Annotated in this window: 22 protein-coding genes; 18 read left to right on the top strand and 4 right to left on the bottom strand. The window is 38.8% G+C overall.

The annotated features are described in order from the left end of the window. The 7 genes from CUB63_RS16230 (at position 1) to nqrM (ending at position 5,834) form a co-directional block, all read left to right on the top strand. Positions 1–1,239 carry an NADH:ubiquinone reductase (Na(+)-transporting) subunit B gene (locus CUB63_RS16230; RefSeq protein ID WP_109399035.1) on the top strand — a complete coding sequence of 413 codons (1,239 nt, stop codon included), beginning with the start codon at positions 1–3 and terminating at the stop codon, positions 1,237–1,239. Next, complete coding sequence (locus CUB63_RS16225) at positions 1,232–2,017, top strand: Na(+)-translocating NADH-quinone reductase subunit C (RefSeq protein ID WP_006534795.1); 786 nt, start codon at positions 1,232–1,234, stop codon at positions 2,015–2,017. Before CUB63_RS16230 ends, CUB63_RS16225 begins: the two co-directional genes overlap by 8 nt. Beyond that, entirely contained in the window at positions 2,010–2,639 is a 630-nt protein-coding gene (locus CUB63_RS16220) for an NADH:ubiquinone reductase (Na(+)-transporting) subunit D (RefSeq protein ID WP_004244801.1), read from the top strand. The genes CUB63_RS16225 and CUB63_RS16220 overlap by 8 nt, the downstream gene beginning before the upstream one ends. Positions 2,640–2,644: 5 nt before the next feature. Beyond that, positions 2,645–3,241: an NADH:ubiquinone reductase (Na(+)-transporting) subunit E gene (gene nqrE / locus CUB63_RS16215; protein ID WP_109848507.1), complete on the top strand. Its 597-nt coding sequence runs from the start codon at positions 2,645–2,647 to the stop codon at positions 3,239–3,241. Positions 3,242–3,257: 16 nt separating this feature from the next. Then, positions 3,258–4,484, top strand: coding sequence for an NADH:ubiquinone reductase (Na(+)-transporting) subunit F (gene nqrF, locus CUB63_RS16210; RefSeq protein ID WP_072063525.1), 1,227 nt, complete (start codon positions 3,258–3,260; stop codon positions 4,482–4,484). A gap of 80 nt (positions 4,485–4,564) precedes the next feature. After that, positions 4,565–5,587: an FAD:protein FMN transferase gene (locus tag CUB63_RS16205; RefSeq protein WP_006534789.1), complete on the top strand. Its 1,023-nt coding sequence runs from the start codon at positions 4,565–4,567 to the stop codon at positions 5,585–5,587. A gap of 19 nt (positions 5,588–5,606) precedes the next feature. After that, positions 5,607–5,834, top strand: coding sequence for a (Na+)-NQR maturation NqrM (nqrM, locus tag CUB63_RS16200; protein ID WP_036932601.1), 228 nt, complete (start codon positions 5,607–5,609; stop codon positions 5,832–5,834). A gap of 151 nt (positions 5,835–5,985) precedes the next feature. On the opposite strand, the gene CUB63_RS16195 is transcribed toward nqrM, so the two are convergent. Further along, positions 5,986–6,198 carry a CsbD family protein gene (locus tag CUB63_RS16195; RefSeq protein ID WP_006534787.1) on the bottom strand — a complete coding sequence of 71 codons (213 nt, stop codon included), beginning with the start codon at positions 6,196–6,198 and terminating at the stop codon, positions 5,986–5,988. A gap of 92 nt (positions 6,199–6,290) precedes the next feature. Then, positions 6,291–7,163: a glycerophosphodiester phosphodiesterase family protein gene (locus tag CUB63_RS16190; protein WP_006534786.1), complete on the bottom strand. Its 873-nt coding sequence runs from the start codon at positions 7,161–7,163 to the stop codon at positions 6,291–6,293. A gap of 233 nt (positions 7,164–7,396) precedes the next feature. On the opposite strand from CUB63_RS16190, the gene dinB reads away from it, so the two are divergent. Further along, on the top strand, positions 7,397–8,452 hold the full coding sequence (gene dinB, locus CUB63_RS16185) for a DNA polymerase IV (RefSeq protein WP_109848506.1): 1,056 nt from the start codon (positions 7,397–7,399) through the stop codon (positions 8,450–8,452). A gap of 89 nt (positions 8,453–8,541) precedes the next feature. Here the strand turns inward: dinB and CUB63_RS16180 are convergent, their stop codons facing one another. Next, a complete protein-coding gene (locus CUB63_RS16180; protein WP_109848505.1) occupies positions 8,542–10,692 on the bottom strand; it encodes a TonB-dependent siderophore receptor in 2,151 nt (716 codons plus the stop codon). 293 nt (positions 10,693–10,985) lie between these two features. Further along, positions 10,986–12,443 carry a beta-Ala-His dipeptidase gene (gene pepD / locus CUB63_RS16175; protein ID WP_109848504.1) on the bottom strand — a complete coding sequence of 486 codons (1,458 nt, stop codon included), beginning with the start codon at positions 12,441–12,443 and terminating at the stop codon, positions 10,986–10,988. Positions 12,444–12,796: 353 nt separating this feature from the next. On the opposite strand from pepD, the gene gpt reads away from it, so the two are divergent. The 10 genes from gpt to recA all read left to right on the top strand — a co-directional run bounded on the left by gpt (position 12,797) and on the right by recA (position 23,506). Then, positions 12,797–13,258, top strand: a complete 462-nt coding sequence (gene gpt / locus CUB63_RS16170) for a xanthine phosphoribosyltransferase (RefSeq protein ID WP_006534780.1) — start codon at positions 12,797–12,799, stop codon at positions 13,256–13,258. A 200-nt stretch (positions 13,259–13,458) separates the two neighbouring features. Further along, positions 13,459–14,709 carry an esterase FrsA gene (gene frsA, locus CUB63_RS16165; RefSeq protein ID WP_109848503.1) on the top strand — a complete coding sequence of 417 codons (1,251 nt, stop codon included), beginning with the start codon at positions 13,459–13,461 and terminating at the stop codon, positions 14,707–14,709. A gap of 71 nt (positions 14,710–14,780) precedes the next feature. Continuing rightward, entirely contained in the window at positions 14,781–15,182 is a 402-nt protein-coding gene (gene crl / locus CUB63_RS16160; protein WP_006534776.1) for a sigma factor-binding protein Crl, read from the top strand. A 115-nt stretch (positions 15,183–15,297) separates the two neighbouring features. Then, the gene (proB, locus tag CUB63_RS16155; RefSeq protein WP_072063515.1) at positions 15,298–16,401 is read left to right on the top strand and encodes a glutamate 5-kinase; all 1,104 of its coding nucleotides are present in this window, start codon (positions 15,298–15,300) and stop codon (positions 16,399–16,401) included. A gap of 11 nt (positions 16,402–16,412) precedes the next feature. After that, entirely contained in the window at positions 16,413–17,666 is a 1,254-nt protein-coding gene (locus CUB63_RS16150) for a glutamate-5-semialdehyde dehydrogenase (protein ID WP_109399027.1), read from the top strand. 144 nt (positions 17,667–17,810) lie between these two features. Continuing rightward, on the top strand, positions 17,811–18,323 hold the full coding sequence (gene aroL, locus CUB63_RS16145; RefSeq protein ID WP_072063512.1) for a shikimate kinase AroL: 513 nt from the start codon (positions 17,811–17,813) through the stop codon (positions 18,321–18,323). Positions 18,324–18,426: 103 nt separating this feature from the next. Next, complete coding sequence (gene aas / locus CUB63_RS16140; RefSeq protein ID WP_109848502.1) at positions 18,427–20,586, top strand: bifunctional acyl-ACP--phospholipid O-acyltransferase/long-chain-fatty-acid--ACP ligase; 2,160 nt, start codon at positions 18,427–18,429, stop codon at positions 20,584–20,586. Continuing rightward, positions 20,586–21,785, top strand: coding sequence for a lysophospholipid transporter LplT (lplT, locus tag CUB63_RS16135; RefSeq protein WP_109848501.1), 1,200 nt, complete (start codon positions 20,586–20,588; stop codon positions 21,783–21,785). The genes aas and lplT overlap by 1 nt, the downstream gene beginning before the upstream one ends. A gap of 36 nt (positions 21,786–21,821) precedes the next feature. After that, positions 21,822–22,328: a nicotinamide-nucleotide amidase gene (gene pncC / locus CUB63_RS16130; RefSeq protein ID WP_006534768.1), complete on the top strand. Its 507-nt coding sequence runs from the start codon at positions 21,822–21,824 to the stop codon at positions 22,326–22,328. Between the two features lie 107 nt (positions 22,329–22,435). After that, positions 22,436–23,506: a recombinase RecA gene (recA, locus tag CUB63_RS16125; protein WP_072063509.1), complete on the top strand. Its 1,071-nt coding sequence runs from the start codon at positions 22,436–22,438 to the stop codon at positions 23,504–23,506. The last annotated feature ends 1 nt before the right edge of the window (position 23,507 follow it).

Genomic DNA, 23,507 nt, shown 5'->3' with positions numbered 1-23,507 from the left:
ATGGGTTTGAAAAATTTATTTGAAAAAGTAGAGCACCATTTTGAGCCCGGTGGCAAATTAGCAAAATGGTATGTGCTTTATGAAGCAGTTACCACGGTATTTTATACGCCAGGTACTGTCACGCGTAATGGTGGTCATGTTCGTGACACTATTGACCTAAAACGCATGATGATCTTAGTTTGGTTGTCCGTTTTCCCTGCAATGTTTTGGGGAATGTATAATGTCGGTCATCAAGCGATCCCTGCACTTAATCAGTTATATAGCGGTGTTGAATTACAGCAAATAATTGCTTCAGATTGGCACTATCGTCTTGCTGAATTCCTCGGCGCATCATTAACAACAGATGCTGGATGGGCAAGTAAGATGCTACTTGGTGCAACTTACTTTTTACCTATTTATCTTGTTGTTTTTGTGGTTGGTGGATTTTGGGAAGTTCTTTTTGCCTTTATTCGTGGTCATGAAATTAACGAAGGTTTCTTTGTTACATCAATCTTATTTGCCTTGATCGTACCGCCAACATTACCACTTTGGCAGGCTGCATTAGGTATTACGTTTGGTGTGGTTATTGCGAAAGAAATCTTTGGTGGTACAGGACGTAACTTCTTAAACCCAGCATTGGCAGGTCGTGCATTCCTGTTCTTTGCATATCCTGCTCAAATTTCAGGTGATCTAGTTTGGACTGCGGCAGATGGCTTCTCAGGTGCGACACCATTATCACAATGGTCTGTATCGGGTGAAAGTGCATTATTAAATACCGTCACTCAACAACCTATCTCTTGGATGGATGCTTTCCTTGGAAATATTCCAGGATCGATCGGTGAAGTTTCAACATTGATGATTTTAATCGGCGGTGCTGTCATTCTTTTTGCCCGAATTGCTTCATGGCGTATTGTTGCTGGGGTAATGGTAGGCATGATTGTAATGTCATACCTATTTAATTTTATCGGTTCAGATACCAATCCTCTCTTCTCAATGCCTTGGCACTGGCACTTAGTATTAGGTGGTTTTGCTTTCGGTATGATGTTTATGGCAACAGATCCAGTATCTGCATCGTTTACCGATAAAGGTAAATGGGCATACGGTATTTTGATTGGCGTAATGGCTGTGCTTATTCGTGTCGTCAATCCGGCTTACCCAGAAGGTATGATGCTGGCAATCTTATTCGCAAACTTATTTGCACCACTGTTCGATTACGTGGTTGTTCAGGCGAATATTAAGCGGAGAAAAGCTCGTGGCTAAAGAGAAAAACAAAGATAGCGTCGCAAGAACGTTCCTCGTTGTATTTATTCTATGTCTTGTGTGTTCTGTGGTAGTAGCAGGAGCTGCTGTTGGGCTTAAGTCTAAACAAGAAGAACAGAAACTTCTTGATAAACAACGTAATATTCTTGATGTTGCGGGTCTGCTCGTACCGAAAATGAGTGCGACAGATGTACTGAAAGTGTATGACACTCGAATTAAAGCAAAAATTGTTAATTTTCAGACAGGTGAGCTGACTGATAGTAAAGGCAATTTTGATTTAAATGCTGAATTACGTAGCGATGAAACATCTATTGCGTTATCGCCAGCTGAAGATATTGCTAAAATTCGTCGTCGTGCCAATACCGCTGAAGTTTACTTCGTTCTCGATGCTCAAGGTAAAACAACGGAAGTTGTGCTACCTGTATATGGTTCAGGTTTATGGTCTGTCATGTACGCTTTCGTAGCTGTAGATATTGATGGAGTAACAGCGAAAGGGATTACTTATTATTCACATGGTGAAACACCAGGGTTAGGCGGTGAAGTCGATAACCCACAGTGGAAAGCACAATGGAAAGGTAAGCGTTTACTGACTGAAGAAGGTATTCCCGCGATTAAGATTGTGCGTGGTGGCGCATCTGACAGTCCTTATGGTATTGATGGGCTTTCTGGAGCAACATTGACCTCAAATGGTATCCAGCATATGTTCGATTTCTGGTTAGGTGAAAAAGGTTTCGGCCCATTCCTGAAAAAAGTTCGTGAAGGAGAGATCAATGGCTGATACAAAAGAAATTAAACGAGTTTTACTTGGGCCATTGTTAGATAACAACCCGATTGCCTTACAGGTGTTAGGTGTGTGTTCTGCATTGGCGGTAACAACAAAACTTGAAACTGCATTAGTGATGACAATTGCGGTGACTTTAGTTACTGCATTTTCAAACTTTTTTATCTCACTAATCCGTAATTACATACCAAGTAGTGTTCGTATTATTGTTCAAATGGCGATTATTGCTTCATTAGTTATCGTTGTTGACCAAGTTTTACAAGCTTATGCCTATGAGATTTCTAAGCAACTCTCTGTTTTCGTTGGCCTTATCATTACTAACTGTATTGTAATGGGGCGTGCTGAAGCTTACGCAATGAAATCGCCTCCTATTGAAAGTTTTATGGATGGTATTGGTAACGGCTTAGGCTATGGCGTTATCTTGATCCTTGTTGGTTTTTTACGTGAGCTCTTTGGTTCAGGTAAATTATTCGGCATTACCGTGATGGAATCTATTCAGAATGGTGGCTGGTATCAGCCTAATGGTTTATTCCTGTTAGCTCCAAGTGCATTCTTTATCATTGGCTTGCTAATTTGGGGATTACGTACATTAAAACCTGCACAGGTTGAAGAGGACTAATCGCCATGGAACATTATATAAGCCTATTTGTTCGTGCTGTTTTTATTGAGAATATGGCGCTCGCATTCTTCTTAGGGATGTGTACATTTCTCGCTGTTTCTAAAAATGTAAAAACAGCTTTTGGATTAGGTATCGCTGTTACCGTTGTTCTAGGTCTTTCTGCACCGTTGAATAACTTGGTTTACAACTATGTGTTACGTGATAATGCATTAATGGAAGGTGTTGATTTAAGTTTCTTAAACTTTATCACTTTCATTGGTGTGATTGCAGCACTGGTACAAATCCTAGAAATGATTTTAGATCGTTATTTCCCAGCGCTGTATAACGCACTAGGGATCTTCTTGCCACTTATTACCGTTAACTGCGCCATCTTCGGTGGTGTGTCATTTATGGCACAACGTGACTATAACTTTAGCGAGTCTATTGTTTATGGTTTCGGTTCCGGAATTGGTTGGATGTTAGCCATCGTATTACTGGCTTCTATCCGTGAGAAAATGAAGTACGCGGATGTACCGGCAGGTATGAAAGGGTTAGGCGTTACTTTTGTCACCACAGGGTTGATGGCATTAGGTTTCATGTCCTTCTCTGGTGTTCAGCTATAAAGGGTGAGAAGAACTCATGGATATAATTATTCTAGGTGTCGTGATGTTTACCCTGATTGTATTGGTATTAACAGCGTTGATTTTGTTCGCAAAATCAAAACTGGTCAATACAGGGGATATTTCTGTTGAGGTCAATGGAGACCCAGACAAAAGTTTTAATGCACCAGCAGGTGATAAATTACTTAACGTATTATCAAATGAAGGTATTTTTATTTCATCAGCTTGCGGTGGTGGTGGCTCTTGTGGTCAGTGTCGCGTTAAAGTGCTGGAAGGTGGTGGTGATATTTTACCGACAGAACTTTCACATATTAACAAACGTGAAGCTAAAGAAGGTTGTCGTTTAGCGTGTCAGGTAAACGTAAAAAATAACCTGAAATTAGAATTACCAGAAGAAATCTTCGGTGTTAAAAAGTGGGAATGTGAAGTTATCTCAAATGATAATAAAGCCACTTTCATTAAAGAATTAGTGTTAAAAATCCCTGAAGGTGAGGTTGTACCTTTCCGTGCTGGTGGATTTATTCAAATCGAATGTCCTCCTCATACGGTACGTTATGAAGATTTTGATGTACCAGAAGAGTATCGTGAAGATTGGGATAAATTTAATTTGTTCCGTTATGTTTCTGAAGTAAAAGAAACCACAGTACGTGCTTATTCAATGGCAAACTACCCAGAAGAGCATGGCATTATCATGTTAAACGTGCGTATTGCAACACCTCCGCCACGTAATCCTGATGTGCCACCAGGAATTATGTCATCGTATATTTGGTCGTTAAAACCGGGTGATAAGGTGACAATTTCAGGGCCATTTGGTGAATTCTTCGCTAAAGAAACTGATGCAGAGATGATCTTTATTGGTGGTGGTGCAGGTATGGCACCAATGCGCTCACACATTTTTGATCAGTTAAAACGCTTACATTCTAAACGTAAAATCAGCTTCTGGTATGGTGCTCGTTCTGTGCGTGAAATGTTCTACACTGAAGACTTCGATATGCTTGCAAAAGAAAACGAAAACTTCACATGGCATGTCGCACTTTCAGACGCCTTACCTGAAGATAACTGGACTGGATATACTGGATTTATTCACAACGTGTTGTTTGAGAATTACCTCAAAAATCATCCAGCACCAGAAGATTGTGAATTCTATATGTGTGGACCGCCAGTGATGAACGCAGCTGTTATTAAAATGCTCAAAGATTTAGGCGTTGAAGATGAAAACATTATGCTGGATGACTTTGGCGGTTGATCCTAACCTCCGATCAAGCATAAATGAATGAAATGACAAGCGCCCACTTATGTGGGCGCTCATGATCAGAAGAGAGAGTTATGTTAAAAAGAAAGATGATAAATTGGATAGTGATGCTGTCCGCATTAGTTCTATTATCTGCATGTGGTGAAAAGCAGCAGGTATTAGAAGGCGAAACCATGGGAACTTATTACTCGATTAAATATGTTCCTGACAGTAACTCCCCTCCACAAAACGTCTTACAAACAGAGATTGATCGTATTCTTGAAGAAGTTAACGATCAAATGTCAACATATCGTCCTCATTCTGAATTGAGTCGTTTCAATCAAAGCCGTGAAATTAATACCCCATTTCCCGTTTCGCCTGCTACCGCTAAAGTTGTGAGTGAAGCCATTCGTATTAATAAAATGACTGATGGTGCTTTAGATGTGACTGTTGGGCCGTTAGTCAATTTATGGGGATTTGGCCCAGAGGGTCGATTTACTCACCAGCCTTCTGAAGATGAATTATCAAAGCGTAAGCAGTGGATTGGCATTGATTACTTATCTGTTGAAGGAAATACACTGATCAAAAAGATCCCTGAGCTTTATGTCGATCTCTCTTCTATTGCTAAAGGATATGGTGTTGATGCTGTTGCTGAGTATTTAATATCACAGAATATCACTAACTATATGGTTGATATTGGTGGTGAAGTAAGAACACAAGGTGTAAATGGTAATGACAAGCCTTGGCGTATAGCGATTGAGAAACCAGCTAATGATGGTACAAAACAGAGTGTTCAGTTAATTATTGAACCGGGTGATAATTCAATTGCAACCTCTGGTGATTACCGTAACTATTTTGAAGAAAACGGTATCCGTTATTCCCATACTATTGACCCAACCACAGGCCATCCTATTAAACATAATCTTGTTTCTATCACTGTGATTGTACCAACTTGTATGAGTGCTGATGGTCTTTCGACAGGATTGAATGTGTTAGGACCTGAAAAAGGGTTAGAAGTAGCAAATAAACTAAATATTCCTGTCTTTATGATAGTGAAAACTGAAAATGGGTTTGAAGAGCGTTATAGTAAAGCATTCGCCCCATTCTTAAAAAAATAGAATTTAAGGAGAGAAGGTTATGTTAAAAATATTTCTTTTTGCCTTCATCTTATTCTTGATTGCCTTCTTTGGAATGGCGTTAGGATATATTGTAAAGCGTAAAAGCCTTCAAGGCAGTTGCGGTGGTTTAGGGGCTATGGGTATAGAAAAAGAGTGTGATTGCCCTGAACCTTGTGATGCACGTAAAAAACGTATGGCAAAAGAGTCTGCACGAGAAGAGTTACTGAAAAAGAATCGAATTCTTTAATAATAAAAAATATATTTAGATAAAAAAAGAGTGATGAGATTTATATCTATCACTCTTTTTTATTTCACTCATTCTGTAAATACGAAAACGCTAAAAGGTTTTTAATAAAATAGAAGTAGGATAATAAAAAGCAACACCTATTAATAAAGGTTTACTTCCATGGATAAGGGTTTTGCCCCTCCCATTCTAAAACTTCTTTTTTGGCTTCTTCGTAGGTATAGCCATAATGTTCTTGAAGTTTACCAATCAATTGCTCTCTAGTGCCTTCGATAACATCAAGTTCATCATGCGTGATTTTTCCCCACTTTTCTTTTACTTTTCCTTTGAATAAATTCCAGTCACCAGAGATTTTATTGTTTAACATTTTATTCCTCCTTACTTATTTCTATCGGATGATATTATTAAGTGTAGAAGAGAATAACGTGAAGATAAAAGTGTAAACCTAAATAGGGTTATTTATCCTTTTCTAAATATTTTCATTTTTGCTGGAGAGTCGACCATAACAGCATCAGCACCTAATTCTGTGGCTTGAGTATAATCTTTCTCTGTATTGATCCCGAAAAGAACAATATGAGCATTGCCACCAGCACGAAAACAAGACATGGCATCCTTATCCCAACTCAGAATAGATTTTGAGCGAGCTTCACCTAGTGTGTACTTCTCAACGACCTCTACTTTGCGGTGAAGCTCAAGTCCATACCAACGAGTAATATCTAAATTTTCAGGTAGCAGGCAAACATGGCTCATTGTGATATTGGCTAAAATATCACGAGTAATATCACGACTTTCAAAACGCTCTACATTAGTCGGGAGTGCTTCAAGAAAGGCGGTATTAGTAGAATAAACACGGGTTCTATCAAGTGCATTATGTTTACTGAGAACTGTAGCTAACGCTTCACCTTGAATAACGGGATCAGCATCTGGTGATTTTAAATCAAGATAAAACTGTGTTGTGGGGAATTGAGTTAAGATCTCATCCAATGTCGGAATAGTGACACCTTTATTTCGATAAGGAAATTGTTGTGCTTCACCAAATTTATAGCCCGCATCCCATTGTTTAAGCTGTTGTGCAGTAAAGTCAGAAATACTACCTTGCCCATTTGTTAAGCTTTTTAAGTCGCTAGGGCGGTAAAGAACAGGAATATTATCTTTCGATAATTGAATAGTGATCCAAATTGCATCAGCTTGATTAGAGAGTGCTGTTTTTATAGCAATTTCAGTATTTTCTGGGGCATCAGCTGTGCCACCACGATGTGCGATAATTTTAGGAGATGCCATAAGAATTACAGAATAACAAAAGAGAGAAATAGCGATGAATAATTTGATCATGAAAAATTATTTCCTTGTTTTATATATAGTTACAAAACAATATTTAAAATTAATGTAATTAGTCAACGAGCAAAAACAATTTATCACCACTTTGTGACAATTCTATAAATAAACAGACTAATTCAGATTTTTATGAGAATTACACCTCAATAGAGGGAGATGAGAAGGAATAAAAATTGTAGTTAATATTTATTTACTGTATATTTAAACAGTAAATAAGGTGAGGTTATTGTATGCGTAAAATTATTCATGTTGATATGGATTGTTTTTATGCTGCGATTGAAATGCGAGATAATCCAGCACTAAAAGAGATCCCCATTGCGGTTGGAGGTAATGCTTCTAGCCGAGGAGTGATCTGTACGGCGAATTATCCTGCCCGTCGTTTTGGTGTCCGTAGTGCTATGTCAACGGCAACAGCCTTGAAGTTATGTCCCCAATTAAAAGTTTTACCTGGTAGAATGGCTCTCTATAAAGAGACATCAGCAAAGATCCGCCAAATTTTTTCTCGTTATACTCATCTTATTGAACCTCTTTCACTCGATGAAGCTTATCTTGATGTCTCTGACAGTAAGCATTGTTACGGCTCAGCAACATTGATAGCTCAAGAGATTCGCCAACAAATTTTTGATGAGTTAAATCTCACTGCATCCGCAGGCATTGCACCAATTAAATTTCTGGCGAAAATTGCTTCTGATATTAATAAGCCTAACGGGCAATTTGTTATTACTCCTGAGCAAGTTGATGATTTCATTATGAAATTACCGCTTAATAAAATACCAGGTGTAGGTAAGGTAACATTTGCTCGCTTGCAAGAAATGGGGCTAGAAACTTGTGCTGATATTCGCCGTACCGATGTTATTTCTTTGGTAAAAGCATTGGGGAAATTTGGTCAAAATTTATGGGAGCGCAGTCATGGTATCGATGAGCGTGAAATAACCCCTGATAGACTTAGAAAATCAGTGGGAGTTGAACGTACTTTTGCTTCAGATATTAATTCTTGGGATGATTGCTTGGCATTACTCGATGGATTATATAGTGAATTAGAAAGGCGACTGACAAAAGTGAAACCTGATTTAAGGATAGCAAGACAAGGCGTTAAACTAAAATTTGATGATTTTCAATTAACGACACAAGAACATACTCATCCTATTTTAGAAAAAGCTGATTTAATAAATATTGCCTACCAAGCATGGCATGAACGCCGAAATGGTCGAGGTGTGCGATTAATCGGATTTCATGTCACTTTGCAAGATCCACAACTAGAACGACAACTTCTTTTAGCATTATAAGAATAAAAAAACCATAGCCGATCAATAGATAGGCTATGGGTAACGCAATTAATTTATGTGGTTAATCTATGTAGTTAATCTATATAGTATTACCAGCGATAATTCATTGTTGCTGTCATTGTTCTGCCGATCCCATAAAAACATGCGGTATCACCAGCACAAGATGCAACATAATGTTTGTTCGCAATGTTATTCATATTAAGCTGAATTTCAGCCCCTTTTAAAGAAGGTGATAACTCACCTAATGAATAACCTATCATCGCATCATATAAGGTTACCGCAGGGACACTGATTGTATTTTTGGTATCACCTTGAGATACACCTACATATCTCACACCAAAGCCTGCTTTAGCTCCATTAAATAGCCCAGAGATTTCATCATATTGACCCCAGAATGATGCCATATGCTTAGGAACTCTAGGTAACTCTTTTCCTTGTGTTCCTGCAATAATGGTTTTTCTGACCTCTGTATCGGTATAAGCATAGCTACTAATGAAGGAAATATTTTCAGTTAGTTGGCTATTAATTTGTGCTTCGACACCACGACTTCTAATTTCACCCACGGGTTCAAAATACGCTTTTTCAGCATTATAGTTGGTAACATTGCGTTGTTGTAATTGATAAACAGAGAGTGTTGCCAATGTTTGTTCATTAGGTGTGAGGTATTTAATTCCTGCTTCTAATTGACGACCTTCGCTAGGCTCAAAAGGGGCACTTCCTGGTGCTCGGCGAGTTTGTAAATTAGGCTCAAAAGAGGTGCTGTAACTTATATAAGGTGAAATACCATTATCAAAAGCATATAAAATACCAGCACGACCCGTTAGTTTACTATCATCTTGCTGATCATATGTGGCTGCTAAGAAATCATGAGTTCGTACTTGCGCCCAGTCTTGGCGTAAACCGGTAAGTAATATCCAATTTTTCCATTGGATCTGATCTTGTAAATATAATCCGATTTGATCGCGTTTTTGCAACTGATCTGTTGCAGGTTTCTGTAAGTTCATATTAATCGGATAATTATAATTAGGATCACGCCAATCCAGATCGTACTCTGAGCCTGTAGCCCTGCGTAAATTATCTTGATCTTTACTCCACTGATAATCAATACCTGCAATCACCGTATGATTAAGTTTTGCCGTAGTAAAGTCGGCTTGTAAGCGAGTATCTATTCCTAAAGTATCTGTTTCTCGTTGCTCTTGTTGCGCTCGGCGCTCAAGGACATAAGGGTTATCTTTTTTTAAAGATCCAAATACAAGATATTTATATTTCTGATTAATATGGCTATATCGTGCATTTTGTACAATTTTTAGTGAGTCACTAAATTCATGTTCAAATTCATAGCCTACGCCATATTGTTGACGCCACGATTGGTGGTAATCAGGGTTGTTTACGTCGAAATCAAAAGGAATAGTACCCTCAGGTGTTTTTTTCACCGTACCATAAGCGGGTAAAAAGTTACGATAACCCGCTTCAGGCTCTTGCTGAATAAAGCTTAATAACGTTAAACGTGTTTGTTCATTAGGTAAAAAAGTAATAGCAGGAGCGAGGGCAAAACGCTCTTCTTTATAGTTTTTTATTTGAGTGTGCTGTGTTTTGGCAATACCATTTAGACGATAAAGAACACGATTGTCATCACTTAATGCACCTGAAAAATCAAAAGCAGTTTCTGCCAATTTATCATTACCAGCTCGTATTTGAATGTGGCGAATAGGGGATGCAGTTGGTCTTTTACTTGTCATTGCAACGAGGCCGCCTGGGTTTACTTGGCCATAAAGAACAGATGCTGGCCCTCTAACAACTTCAACGCGCTCTAATAACCATGGGTCAAGTGCTCCTGTTGATGATGATGCTCCCATTCCATAGCTTAGGCCGTCAAGAAAACGTGGTGCATAACTGTATCCACGAATAAAAACCTCGTCATTACGATTAGAACTCCCTCGATATTCGGTGAAAACGCCGGGTGTATAACGTAGCGCTTGAGAAACTGAACTGACATCTTGAGCGTCCATTTGGTCACGTGTGATCACGCTAATGGATTGCGGTGTTTTTTCAATTTCAGTTGGTGTTTTATTTGTTGATAGTGTTTTTGTGGCAATAAAGCCTGAAACAGGAGATTGTGGGTCCTGTGATGGAGCGGAGGTGACAATTATCTTTTGATTAACTGCCGCATGAATTTGAACAGAGAGTAAACTTAAAGGTAAGGCGAGAATGACGCTAGCAACGCAATCTTTGTTAGACACAATAGGATCCTTTGGATTTTTATTTTTTAACTTTAAATGCGGAAGGCATGAAAATACCACTCAATAAACATTAATGCTAATGATAATAATTAGCATTCTATAAATTATCTTTATTAAGATTATTTCTTTATTCCAAACTTGAATAAGTTGGATTGGTATTTGTTCTATAAGGAATAAATTATGATACTTAAGGAAAATAGAGTGTGTAGAGGGATAAATTATTTCTTTATGGTAGCGTTAGTAACAAAAAACCCGCCAATTAAGCGGGTTTCATTATGATATTTAAAGCAAGATTATTTAGCAGGGATCGCTTTTAAAATTGCTGTTAATAACTGCCAGTATTGACCAACGCTTTTAATGTGAACGCGTTCGTCTGGTGAGTGAGCACCACGGATTGTTGGTCCAATAGAAACCATATCCATATCTGGGTAAGGTTTTTTGAATAGACCACACTCAAGGCCTGCGTGGATTACCATGATGTTTGGCACTTTATCAAACAGTTGCTGATAGGTATCACGAACTAAATGCATAACAGGTGAGTCAGCATCAGGTTTCCAACCAGGGTAACCGCCTTTTGTTTCGATATCAGCTTTAGCTAGTTTTGCTAATGCAGTCAGCATGCTGACAACATAGGTTTTTCCGCTATCAATCAGAGAACGGATTAAGCAAAGTATTTCTACTTTATCGTCAACAATGCTAACAACACCAACGTTTAATGATGTTTCAACAACACCGTCAACATCATCACTCATACGAATAACACCATTTGGCATTGCATTAAGTAGGTTGATCAATCGTTCTTGGCAGTCAGCTGTGAAAACTTTTTTATCTGTTGTTGTATCAATTAACTCAATTTTCAGATTTTTTTCAGCGATAGCTAATTCTGTTTTTAACAGAGCTTCAAATTTCGATTTTACTGTTTCTAGTTGGCTTGCTTTATCTGCTGGAATTGCAAATACGATATTTGCTTCACGAGGAATAGCATTACGCAGTGTACCACCGTGGAAATCAATTAATTTCAGTGATAATTCTTCTGCGTGACCTGCTAAGAAACGTGCTAATAATTTATTGGCGTTACCTAAACCTAAATGGATATCACCACCAGAGTGACCACCATTTAATCCTTTCAGAACCAGTTGTTTAACAACGTGGCCAGCTGGAATTGCATCGTAAGAAAGGTTTACCGTGGTTTTAACATCAATACCACCCGCACAACCCATGTAGATTTCGCCTTCTTCTTCAGAGTCTGTGTTGATAAGAATATCAGCTTGTAACCAACCTGGTTGTAAACCAAATGCACCGTCCATGCCTGTTTCTTCAGTCATAGTTAGTAGCACTTCTAATGGGCCGTGCTTAACAGTGTCATCAGCTAAAACTGCTAATGCAGATGCCATACCTACGCCATTATCAGCACCTAATGTGGTGCCTTTAGCTTTGATCCATTCGCCATCAATGTAAGGTTGAATTGGATCTTTAGTGAAGTCGTGAACAGTGTCGTTGTTTTTTTGTGGCACCATATCTAAGTGTGCTTGTAAAACAACGGCTTTACGATCTTCCATACCTTTGGTGGCTGGTTTACGAATTAAAATATTGCCAACTGCATCGCGCTCTGCAAAAAGTCCTTTTTCACTTGCCCAAGAAAGAATATGGGTAGCTAAGGCTTCTTCATGATGTGATGGATGTGGAATCGAACAAATTTTTGCAAAAATATCCCATAGTGGTTGTGGGGATAGAGTAGATAGTTCAGACACGATGGATCTCCTCTAACAGCATCTGTGTTATTGATAGCCTACCGCTTTTTTAAGGGTTAGCTTTATTATTCTGAGCGTTATACGCCAATATAGTTGAGAATATCACTTTCTTCTGATGAATGCGTCATTCTATTCACATCTCTATCTAAGAAATTAAGTCCCCATTTTGCATTCATTTTTTATATGGTTTGTTTTTTAATCAGAAAAAGGCATTACAGAAAAAAATAAGGATAATCTCACCTGTTTTCACGTTTTCTCTGGTTTTTAGGCGTTCAAATCACTATAATCTCGCGCAACCTTTTTTTCCGCAAAAAAGCTTCTCTCGAAATTCAAGTAGCTAGGATCACAATATTATGAGCGAAAAATATGTTGTAACGTGGGATATGTTGCAAATACATGCCCGTCAATTGGCGCAACGTTTATTACCAGTCGAACAGTGGACAGGCATTATTGCTGTCAGCCGTGGGGGATTAGTCCCTGCTGCATTACTTGCTCGTGAATTAGGTATCCGTCATGTGGATACAGTTTGCATTTCTAGCTATGACCATGATCATCAGCGTGACCTCAAAATCTTAAAAAAAGCAGAAGGTGATGGTGAAGGCTTTATCGTTGTTGACGATTTAGTCGATACAGGTGGTACTGCTAAAGTTATCCGCGAAATGTATCCAAAAGCCCATTTTGTGACTATCTTCGCAAAACCAGAAGGGCGCCCATTAGTGGATGATTTCGTGGTTGATATTCCACAAAATACTTGGATTGAACAGCCTTGGGATATGGGGGTCGCCTTTATTCCGCCAGTTTGCGATCAAAAATAATTTGATAACATTTATTTGGCTGTTTTAATTGAGATCCTCGCCTTGGCGGGGATTTTTGTTTTTATGCATTTATTCTTCCTTTGTGTTATATCTTCGTGCTATCACTTGTGGTGATACACACTGTTCATGTTGATTTCATGCTATGATAAAGCCAGACTTTTAGCCCCTTTTATTCGATATCGACTGATTTGAAGAGTGATATGGCAAATAATACAAACCTTTCTGAAACGCTATTTAAACCTAGAGCAAAGCACGCTGAAACTTCAACACTAATTCAGTACACTCATCCAAAATCAAATATCAATACCTATACTGTGCTTAATGGTACAAGTCAGCAAAATTGGTATCGTACTATTCAACGTTTACTGTGGATTTGGCGTGGAATTTCTCCTATTGAAATAGAAGAAGTGTTAAGTCGAATTGCTGTACATGATGCCCCTCGTAGTGATGATAAATTTATTGATACTGTTGTGGGTTACCGCAAAGGTGGCTGGTCATATGAATGGTCACATCAAGCGATGATTTGGCAACAAAAAGCATTGAGAAAAGAGTCAGGAGATGCGGCCGCTGATTGTTGGTTGCGGGCTGCACATCTGTATAGTATTGCTGCGTATCCTTTTATTAATGGTGATTTTTTAGCAGATCAAGCCGTTACTTTGTCGATGAAAGCATTTGAGAATGCGACAAAATTTTCATCCTTTGAGGTGAAAAAACTTACATTTAAATTAGAGGGGAAAGGGTCGACAACGGGTTTTCTGCATTTACCTAAAGATTGTAGAGGTCCATATCCTACAGTATTATTTTGTGGTGGGTTAGATGGTCTTCAAAGCGATTATGTTAGCTTCTTCCGTGATTACCTTTCCTCTAAAGGTATTGCAATGTTAACACTGGATATGCCTGGAATTGGTTATTCAGTAAAACAAAAACTAACGGAAGATACATGCCAATTACAAGGTGAGGTTCTGAAACAACTTTCTGAAGTGCCTTGGATTGATCATACTCGCGTTGGTGTGATGGGCTTTCGCTTTGGCGGTAATATTGCTGTGCGATTGGCTTATATCTACCCAAAATTAATTAAAGGTGTTGTTGCTTTAGGTCCTTTGATCCATGCTTTCTTTACCCAAGCTGAATTGCAGAAAAAGATCCCTGTGATGTATCTTGATGTATTAGCAAGTCGCTTGGGGTTATGGAATATTGATGAGAATAATCTTCGATTATCGTTGAGCAGTTATTCCCTGAAAAACCAAGGCTTGATTGGGCGACGCATGCCCGTTCCTATGATGGGCGTTTACTGGAAAGGGGATGAAATGAGTCCTAAAGAGGATTCTCAGTTAATTGCTCGCTCCTCTATGGATGGTGATATTCTTGCTATCAATGAAAAACCGTTTTATGAAGGTTTAGAGCTAGCGTTACAAAAAAGTGCTGATTGGATCTATGACAAATTAATATAATTAATTATGAACAATAACTTGCTAATTACATTAGATTATATAACAGTAGAGTTTCTAAGGAGACTGAATTTATGACTTCATCTTTGAACCCTACCCGAGGTAAGTTATTAAAGCGTTTTGCTCAAATCGGTCCTTATATCCGAGAGCATCAATGCCAAGAGAACCAGTTCTTTTTTGACTGTTTAGCTGTTTGTGTAAATAAGAAAATCGTACCAGAAAAACGTGAGTTTTGGGGCTGGTGGATGGAATTAGAACGCAACAATGAACAGCTCATTTATCATTATCAGATTGGGCTATTCGATAAAAATGGTGATTGGATACATCAGAATATAAGTAAAAATGATGTTGTTGAATCAATCAATGAAACACTGATCCGTTTTCATCAATTTCTTAAAACGGCAGCGAGTGAATTAGATATGACACTTATGCCAGATGAAAAAATGAACAATTTTCCGCTCCCCATCCAGCCCTAATTTTGTGTTAGGGCAACTTTTCATAGATTTTGCGTTATGTCGGTTGGCATAACGCTTCTCTCCTGATAAAACTGTGTATTATCTTTTTAAATAATCAACAAGAATGGTAAATGTTATGAGTAGCAGCCAAACACTGGTTGTTAAATTAGGGACAAGTGTACTAACTGGTGGTTCACGACGTCTGGATCAGTCTCATATTGTTGAGCTGGTTCGCCAATGCGCTAAACAACACGAAAAAGGTCACCGGATTATTATTGTTACTTCTGGTGCAATTGCAGCAGGGCGTGAGTATTTGAATTATCCTGATTTGCCGGCAACTATTGCTTCAAAACAGTTGTTGGCCGCTGTAGGGCAAAGTGCCTTAATTCAAGTATGGAAACAGTTATTTGCTATCTATGGTATTCATATTGGTCAAATGCTATTAACGCGTGCTGATATTGAAGATAGAGAACGTTTCCTAAATGCGCGTGATACATTACATGCACTGTTAGATAACCATATTATCCCTGTTATCAATGAAAATGATGCTGTTGCTACCGCGGAAATTAAAGTGGGTGATAACGATAATTTATCAGCATTAGCTGCTATTTTAGGTGGTGCAGATAAACTGTTATTACTAACAGATATTGAAGGGCTTTATACGGCTGATCCGCGTAGTAATCCAGATGCTAAATTGATCCCCGAAGTTTTTGATATCAACGATAAATTACGCCAAATGGCTGGTGATAGCGTATCCGGCTTAGGTACGGGGGGCATGGCAACAAAACTGCAAGCAGCAACTGTTGCAGGGCGCGCGGGTATTGATGTTGTCATTGCAGCCGGTGTACAACCTGAAGTTATTGCTAAAGTTATCAATAATGAACCTGTTGGAACATTATTCCATGGCTTAAAAAGCCCATTAGAAGCGCGTAAACGGTGGATCTTTGGCGCGCCAATTGCTGGTGTGATTGTGGTTGATGAAGGAGCTGAAAAAGCAATTAAAGAAAAAGGTAGCTCCCTTTTACCAAAAGGTATCAAAGAAATTAAAGGCGATTTCTCTCGTGGGTGTGTTATCCGCGTTCAAAGTTTACAAGGTAAAGATCTTGCTCATGGTGTTGCCCATTATAATAGTGATGCACTGCGTTTAATAGCAGGACACCATTCACAAGAAATTAGTCAAATTTTAGGTTACGAGTATGGCAGTGTTGCTGTGCATCGTGACGATATGATTGTTAGCTAAGGAGCCTTCTGATGTTAGAACAAATGGGTAAATCTGCAAGAGAAGCCTCTTGGCATTTAGCTCAACTCTCAACAGAGCAAAAAAATCAGGCATTATTAGTCATGGCTGATTTATTAGAACAACATGAGGCCTCAATTCTTGCGGCGAATGAAAAAGATATGCAAGCAGCTCGTGAAGCCAATATTAATGCCGCTATGCTTGATCGTTTATTGCTAACTTCTGAACGTTTAAAAGCTATTGCTGATGATGTTCGACAAGTATGTCGCTTGGAAGATCCGGTAGGTCAAGTTATTGATGGTCGTATGTTAGACAGCGGTTTACGTTTAGAACGTCGCCGTGTGCCGTTAGGTGTTGTTGGCGTTATTTATGAAGCTCGCCCTAATGTTACAATTGATGTCGCTTCTTTATGTTTGAAAACAGGTAATGCTGCCATTCTTCGTGGTGGAAAAGAGACTCACCATACCAATCAAGCGGTAGTTGCCGTTATTCAACAAGCTTTAGAAAAATGTGGTATTCCTGCTGGTGCTATTCAGGCGATTAATAAGCCTGATCGTGAGTTAGTCGCTAAAATGCTAAAAATGGATGAGTATATTGATATGCTTATTCCTCGTGGTGGTGCAGGATTGCATAAACTTTGCCGTGAACAATCAACTATTCCAGTTATCACCGGTGGCATTGGTGTCTGTCATACTTTTGTAGATGAAAGTGCAGATTTAGAAAAAGCATTAACGGTTATCGTAAATGCAAAAGTACAACGCCCAAGCGCGTGTAACTCTTTAGAAACGCTCTTAGTACATGAAAATATTGCAGATCTATTTTTGCCACAGTTAAGTGATGCCATGGCTACTCAAAAGGTAACTTTGCATTCAAGTGAGAAAGCATTGGTAGGGCTGAAAAAAGGCAGAGCTACTGTAGTTGATGTGAAAGATGCTGATTATTGCGATGAATGGTTGTCACTTGATTTAAATGTAGAAGTAGTGAGTGGGTTAACAGAGGCAATTAGCCATATTCGCCGTTATGGTACCGCGCACTCTGACGCTATTTTAACACAATCTATCTCTAATGCTGATCGTTTTGTTCGCCAAGTTGATTCTGCTGCTGTGTATGTTAATGCAAGCACACGTTTTACCGATGGTGGACAATTCGGTTTAGGTGCCGAAGTTGCTGTTAGTACACAGAAATTACATGCTAGAGGCCCGATGGGATTAGATGCTTTAACGACCTATAAATGGATTGGTTACGGCGATAATACAATTCGTAGCTAATTATTAAGATAATGAAATAAGCCATACTTTCTAAAGTGTGGCTTTATTTTTTTGTTACATCAGGTATGATATTTTATACTTTACAGTATGTAAACTTTTAATTACAACCCTAAAAGGGAACACACTATGGAGATAGTGCATTTTATGGAAAGTACAATTTACCTTATCGGACCTCGAGGTGCAGGGAAAACAACAGTAGGTAAAGCGCTTTCTCTCTCTTTAAATTATAGATTTATTGATACGGATTATTGGATAACCAAAAAATATCAACAAACTATATCTTCTATGGTGGAAGAGAAAGGTTGGGATTTCTTTCGTCAAATTGAATCAGAAGCACTAATCCAAGTAAGCCAACCTAACCAAGTTATTTCAACGGGTGGTGGTATGGTTTTAGCAGATAAAAATCGCGCTTATATGAAAACCTCGGGTGTTACAATTTATTTACAGGCCTCACTTGAAACATTAGTTGAACGTTTATCCCAAGATCCAAATGAAGCACAAAGACCTAGTTTGACAGGTAAAACATTAGTTTCAGAAATGCATGATGTTTTAATTAAGCGCGAACCTTTATACATGCAATGCGCAGATATTATTGTTGATGCTGGGTTATCTATTAATGAAATTATTGCGGTAATTCTCGCAAAACTTGCCAAATAATTAGGAAGTCGTCTGATATAAAGGACAAAACAGAGGTCATCTATTTTATTTTCATCACATCCTATTTATAGTAAGGCTAATTATAGCAAAATGAGATATGGATATGATGTTAATAGCGTTTTTTAAAACACTATTTAAGTTCTTATTTAGAATAAGAATTGAAGGACTTGTTAATCAGTTTTCCCAATATGAAAAATGTATAATTACACCAAATCATACTTCTTTTATTGATGGTATATTATTACGTTTATTCCTACCTATTAATCCTGTGTTTGCTGTTTATACTTCAGTGGCTTCTGCAAAAACGACAAGATGGTTAGGTCGTTATGCTGATATTGTACCTTTAGATCCCGCCAATCCAATGGCCGTGCGCCAGTTAGTTAAAGAAGTGGATAAAGGTCGTCCAATTGTGATTTTCCCAGAAGGAAGGATCACAGTAACAAATGGTTTGATGAAAATTTATGAAGGTGCTGCTTTTATTGCCGCAAAATCAGGCGCTAAAGTTGTTCCTGTTAGAATTGAAGGGGCTGAATTCAGCTATTTTTCACGAATACGTAAAAGTTTACGAGTAAAGTCTCAATTCTTTCCTAAAATCACTATCAAGGTGCTTCCTGCAGTTAATTTACCGATGCCAAAAGCTGAAAAATCTTCTGAGCGTCGCCGATTAGCGGGGGAAGCTATGCGTGATATCATGATGGAAGCTATCATGCAAACACGCCCTAATCTTACGTTGTATGAAGCATTTTTACAGGCAATGTCTCAATATGGCCGATTTAGTCCGCTAATTTCTGATATCAGCTTAAAAGAAGATTCTTATCAAGGGTTACTGAAAAAAACGTTAGGGCTCAGTCGTTTGATTGAACGCTACACAGAACCCAAAGAGCGTATAGGTTTACTGCTTCCAAATACAACAGTAACTGCGGCTGCGCTATTAGGTGCAACAATGCGTCAACGTGTTGTTGCAATGCTCAACTACACGGCAGGTAGTTTAGGTGTACAAAATGCGATGAAAGCCGCATCAATCAAAACCATCTTTACATCACGCCAGTTTTTAGAAAAAGGGAATTTATTACATATTCCTGAGCAAACCCCTGAAGCTAATTGGGTTTACCTTGAAGATCTCAAAGATAGTGTGACGAGTGAAGATAAACGCTGGATCTTCAAACACCTTATTACGCCACATAAAGCGATGTTACCGCAAGATGCACATGATGCAGCCGTTATTCTATTTACATCAGGATCGGAAGGGACGCCTAAAGGCGTTGTTCACAGCCATTCGAGTTTACTGGCTAACGTTGAGCAAATTCGTGCTATTGCTGACTTTTCACCGAAAGATAAATTTATGTCAGCATTGCCGTTATTCCATGCATTTGGTTTAACAGCTTGCTTGCTAACTCCCATTTGTTTGGGGGCACGTGTTTTTCTTTATCCCAGCCCGTTACACTATCGAGTTATACCCGAATTAGTCTATGACCAAAACTGTACGGTGTTATTTGGGACATCAACCTTTTTAGGAAACTACGGAAAATTTGCTCATCCTTATGATTTTGCCCGAGTGAGATATGTGGTTGCTGGCGCTGAAAAACTCTCTGAATCAACTCGTGTTTTATGGCAAGAGAAATTTGGTATTCGTATTTTAGAAGGTTATGGCGTAACAGAATGCGCACCTGTTGTGTCAATCAACGTGCCTATGAGTGCCAAAACTCATACTGTAGGGCGTTTATTACCCGGCATGGAAGGGCGTTTAATTCCAATGAATGGCATTACTGATGGCGGTAGACTACAACTACGTGGCCCTAATGTAATGATGGGGTACTTACGCGTTGAATCCCCTGAAAAATTGGAAACCCCAGTCGCAGCTAATGCTGAAGGTATTGATGAGGAAGGTTGGTACGACACCGGTGATATTGTTGCTATCGATAGTGAAGGTTTCTATACAATTAAAGGACGGGTTAAACGCTTTGCAAAAATTGCAGGTGAAATGGTTTCTCTCGAAGGGGTTGAGCAACTTGCACGCAAAGCATCTCAAGGTGAGCATGCGGTTGTATCAATAAGTGATAAGCGCAGAGGTGAATCATTAGTTCTTTTTACAACAGATAAACAATTAGATCGTAGTGTACTATCAACACTGGCAAAATCTGAAGGTGTTGCCGAAATCGCTGTACCAAAAGACATTCGTTTTATCAAAGAGATTCCTGTATTAGGAAGTGGAAAAACGGATTTTGTTTCATTGAAGAAACTTGCTGAACAGGAAAATAATTAATGCCAGAGAATATTAGTCAGCCTCCTTTAATGAGTAGGGGAATGAAAGCGGTACTTTTGTCGCAATTTCTTTCTGCTTTTGCCGATAATGCCTTACTGTTTGCTATTCTTGCGCAGTTTAAATCATCACTGTATCCAGAGTGGAGTCAGCCTGTTTTACAGATGGTTTTTGTGCTGGCTTTTATTCTTTTAGCTCCTTTTGTAGGGCAGTTTGCTGATCGTAATCCTAAAGGTAGGGTAATGCTCAGTGGTAATCTGTTAAAATTTGTAGGCGCATTTCTTATTTGCGTTGGCTCTGATCCTTTCCTTGGCTATGCTCTCGTTGGAATTGGTGCCGCTGTTTATTCTCCTGCTAAATATGGCATCTTAGGTGAATTAACCGATGGCGAACGTTTAGTTAAAGCAAATGGTTTAATGGAAGCTTCTACTATTGCCGCTATTCTATTGGGATCTGTCATTGGTGGTTTACTATCAGATTGGAGCATTGTTTTTGCATTAGGTGTTTGTGCGGCAATGTATGGTTTAGCGGTATTTGTTAACTTTGGTATACCTAAATTATCAGCTGCTCAAATTGGTCGTGGTTGGAACATTAAAAAAATGTTTACACAGTTTCTTGAGGCTACACGAACTTTATGGGCTGATAAAAAAAGTCGCTTTTCTTTAGTGGGAACCAGCATGTTTTGGGGGGCAGGAGTAACATTGCGCTTTTTACTTGTGCAGTGGGTACCTATTGCTTTAGGTATGACTGATAATACAACCCCAACAGTATTAAATGCGATGGTTGCGATTGGTATTGTGGTCGGTGCTGGATTAGCTGCTAAATTTGTGACTCTGAAAACAGTACGGCGCTGTATGCCTGCAGGTATTTTAATTGGTCTTGGTGTTGTTTATTTCTCATTGCAAACTTCAATTATTCCATCCTACTTAATTCTTATTATCATCGGTGTTTTTGGTGGCTTCTTTGTCGTGCCATTGAATGCGTTATTACAAGACAAAGGAAAGCACAGTGTTGGTGCTGGTAATGCTATCGCTGTACAAAATCTCGGTGAAAATACAGCAATGTTATTAATGCTTGGTTTATTCTCATTGGTTACAAGCATTGGTGTATCTGTTGTTGCTATCGGAATAGGCTTTGGGGCTATTTTTGCCCTAGCAATTGGTGGTCTATGGTTATGGGATTGCACTAGGAAGAAATCTTAAACACTGAGATTTATAATAGAGGTTAGATGAACCTTAATGATAAATTACGATGAAATGACCCGTCTAAGTATTGAAATGGGTAAAGTGTTACTTGAAAAGAAGCGTACGATAACAACAGCTGAATCTTGCACTGGCGGATGGATTGCGAAAGTTATCACTGATATTGCAGGAAGCTCTGAATATTATCAGCGTGGCTTTGTAACATATAGCAATGAAGCGAAGCATGAAATGATAGGTGTTGATGAGCAAACCTTGATTAAATACGGCGCTGTTAGCAAAGAAGTTGTTCTTCAGATGGCGAAAGGCGCACTTAGCGCGGCAAATGCAGATTTTGCTGTTTCAGTTAGTGGTATTGCAGGCCCTGGTGGTGGTAGTGAAGAAAAACCCGTTGGTTTAGTTTGGTTTGGCTTTGCAATGAAAACATCAACAGGTATTCAAACTACGGCAACACACTGTATATTCAGTGGTTCTCGAGATCAAATAAGAGCTGAATCTGTTATTTTTTCTTTAAAATCAATTCTTAAAGAAATTATTAATAATTAACTTGATACTGTATGATTATACAGTATAATGAGTTTCAACAAGCAAAATCATATACGTTTTAATGGTAGTGACCCATTTTTATGCTTCACTGCCCAGAGGGAGATAACATGGCTATTGATGAAAACAAGCAAAAAGCATTGGCCGCAGCACTTGGTCAAATTGAAAAGCAATTTGGTAAAGGGTCTATCATGCGTCTGGGCGAAGATCGTTCCATGAACGTTGAAACCATCTCTACGGGTTCTTTATCATTAGACGTTGCTTTAGGTGCTGGTGGTTTACCACGCGGGCGTATTGTTGAAATCTATGGCCCAGAATCTTCTGGTAAAACAACATTAACACTACAAGTTATCGCAGCTGCTCAACGTGAAGGCAAAATTTGTGCATTCATTGATGCTGAGCACGCTTTAGACCCTATCTATGCTCAAAAACTAGGCGTAGATATTGATAACCTGCTCTGTTCTCAGCCTGATACTGGTGAACAAGCCCTAGAAATTTGTGATGCATTATCTCGTTCTGGTGCAGTTGATGTTATCGTTGTTGACTCCGTTGCAGCTTTAACACCAAAAGCAGAAATTGAAGGTGAGATTGGTGATTCACACGTTGGTTTAGCTGCTCGTATGATGAGTCAAGCTATGCGTAAGTTAGCGGGTAACTTGAAAAACTCCAACACTCTGCTTATTTTCATCAACCAAATTCGAATGAAAATCGGTGTTATGTTTGGTAATCCAGAAACCACAACAGGTGGTAATGCACTTAAATTCTACGCATCTGTTCGTTTAGATATTCGTCGTATCGGCTCTGTTAAAAACGGTGATGAAGTTGTTGGTAGTGAAACACGCGTTAAAGTGGTGAAAAACAAAATTGCAGCACCATTTAAACAAGCTGAATTCCAAATTATGTATGGTGAAGGCATCAATACCTTTGGCGAATTGATTGATTTAGGTGTTAAACACAAATTGGTAGAGAAAGCTGGTGCATGGTACAGCTACAATGGTGAGAAAATTGGTCAAGGTAAAGCCAATGCAACAACTTATTTAAAAGAACACCCTGAAATGTACAATGAGTTAAACACTAAACTTCGTGAAATGTTATTAAATCACGCAGGTGAATTTACTAGCGCAGCTGATTTTGCTAATGATAGTGATGACGCTGCAGATATTGAAGAAACAGAAAAATAAT

Origin of the sequence: Proteus penneri (genome assembly GCF_003144535.1) — a bacterium.
Classification (GTDB): domain Bacteria; phylum Pseudomonadota; class Gammaproteobacteria; order Enterobacterales; family Enterobacteriaceae; genus Proteus; species Proteus penneri.
The sequence above is the reverse complement of the archived record's forward strand: the minus strand, read 5'-3'. Positions and strand labels throughout refer to the sequence as shown.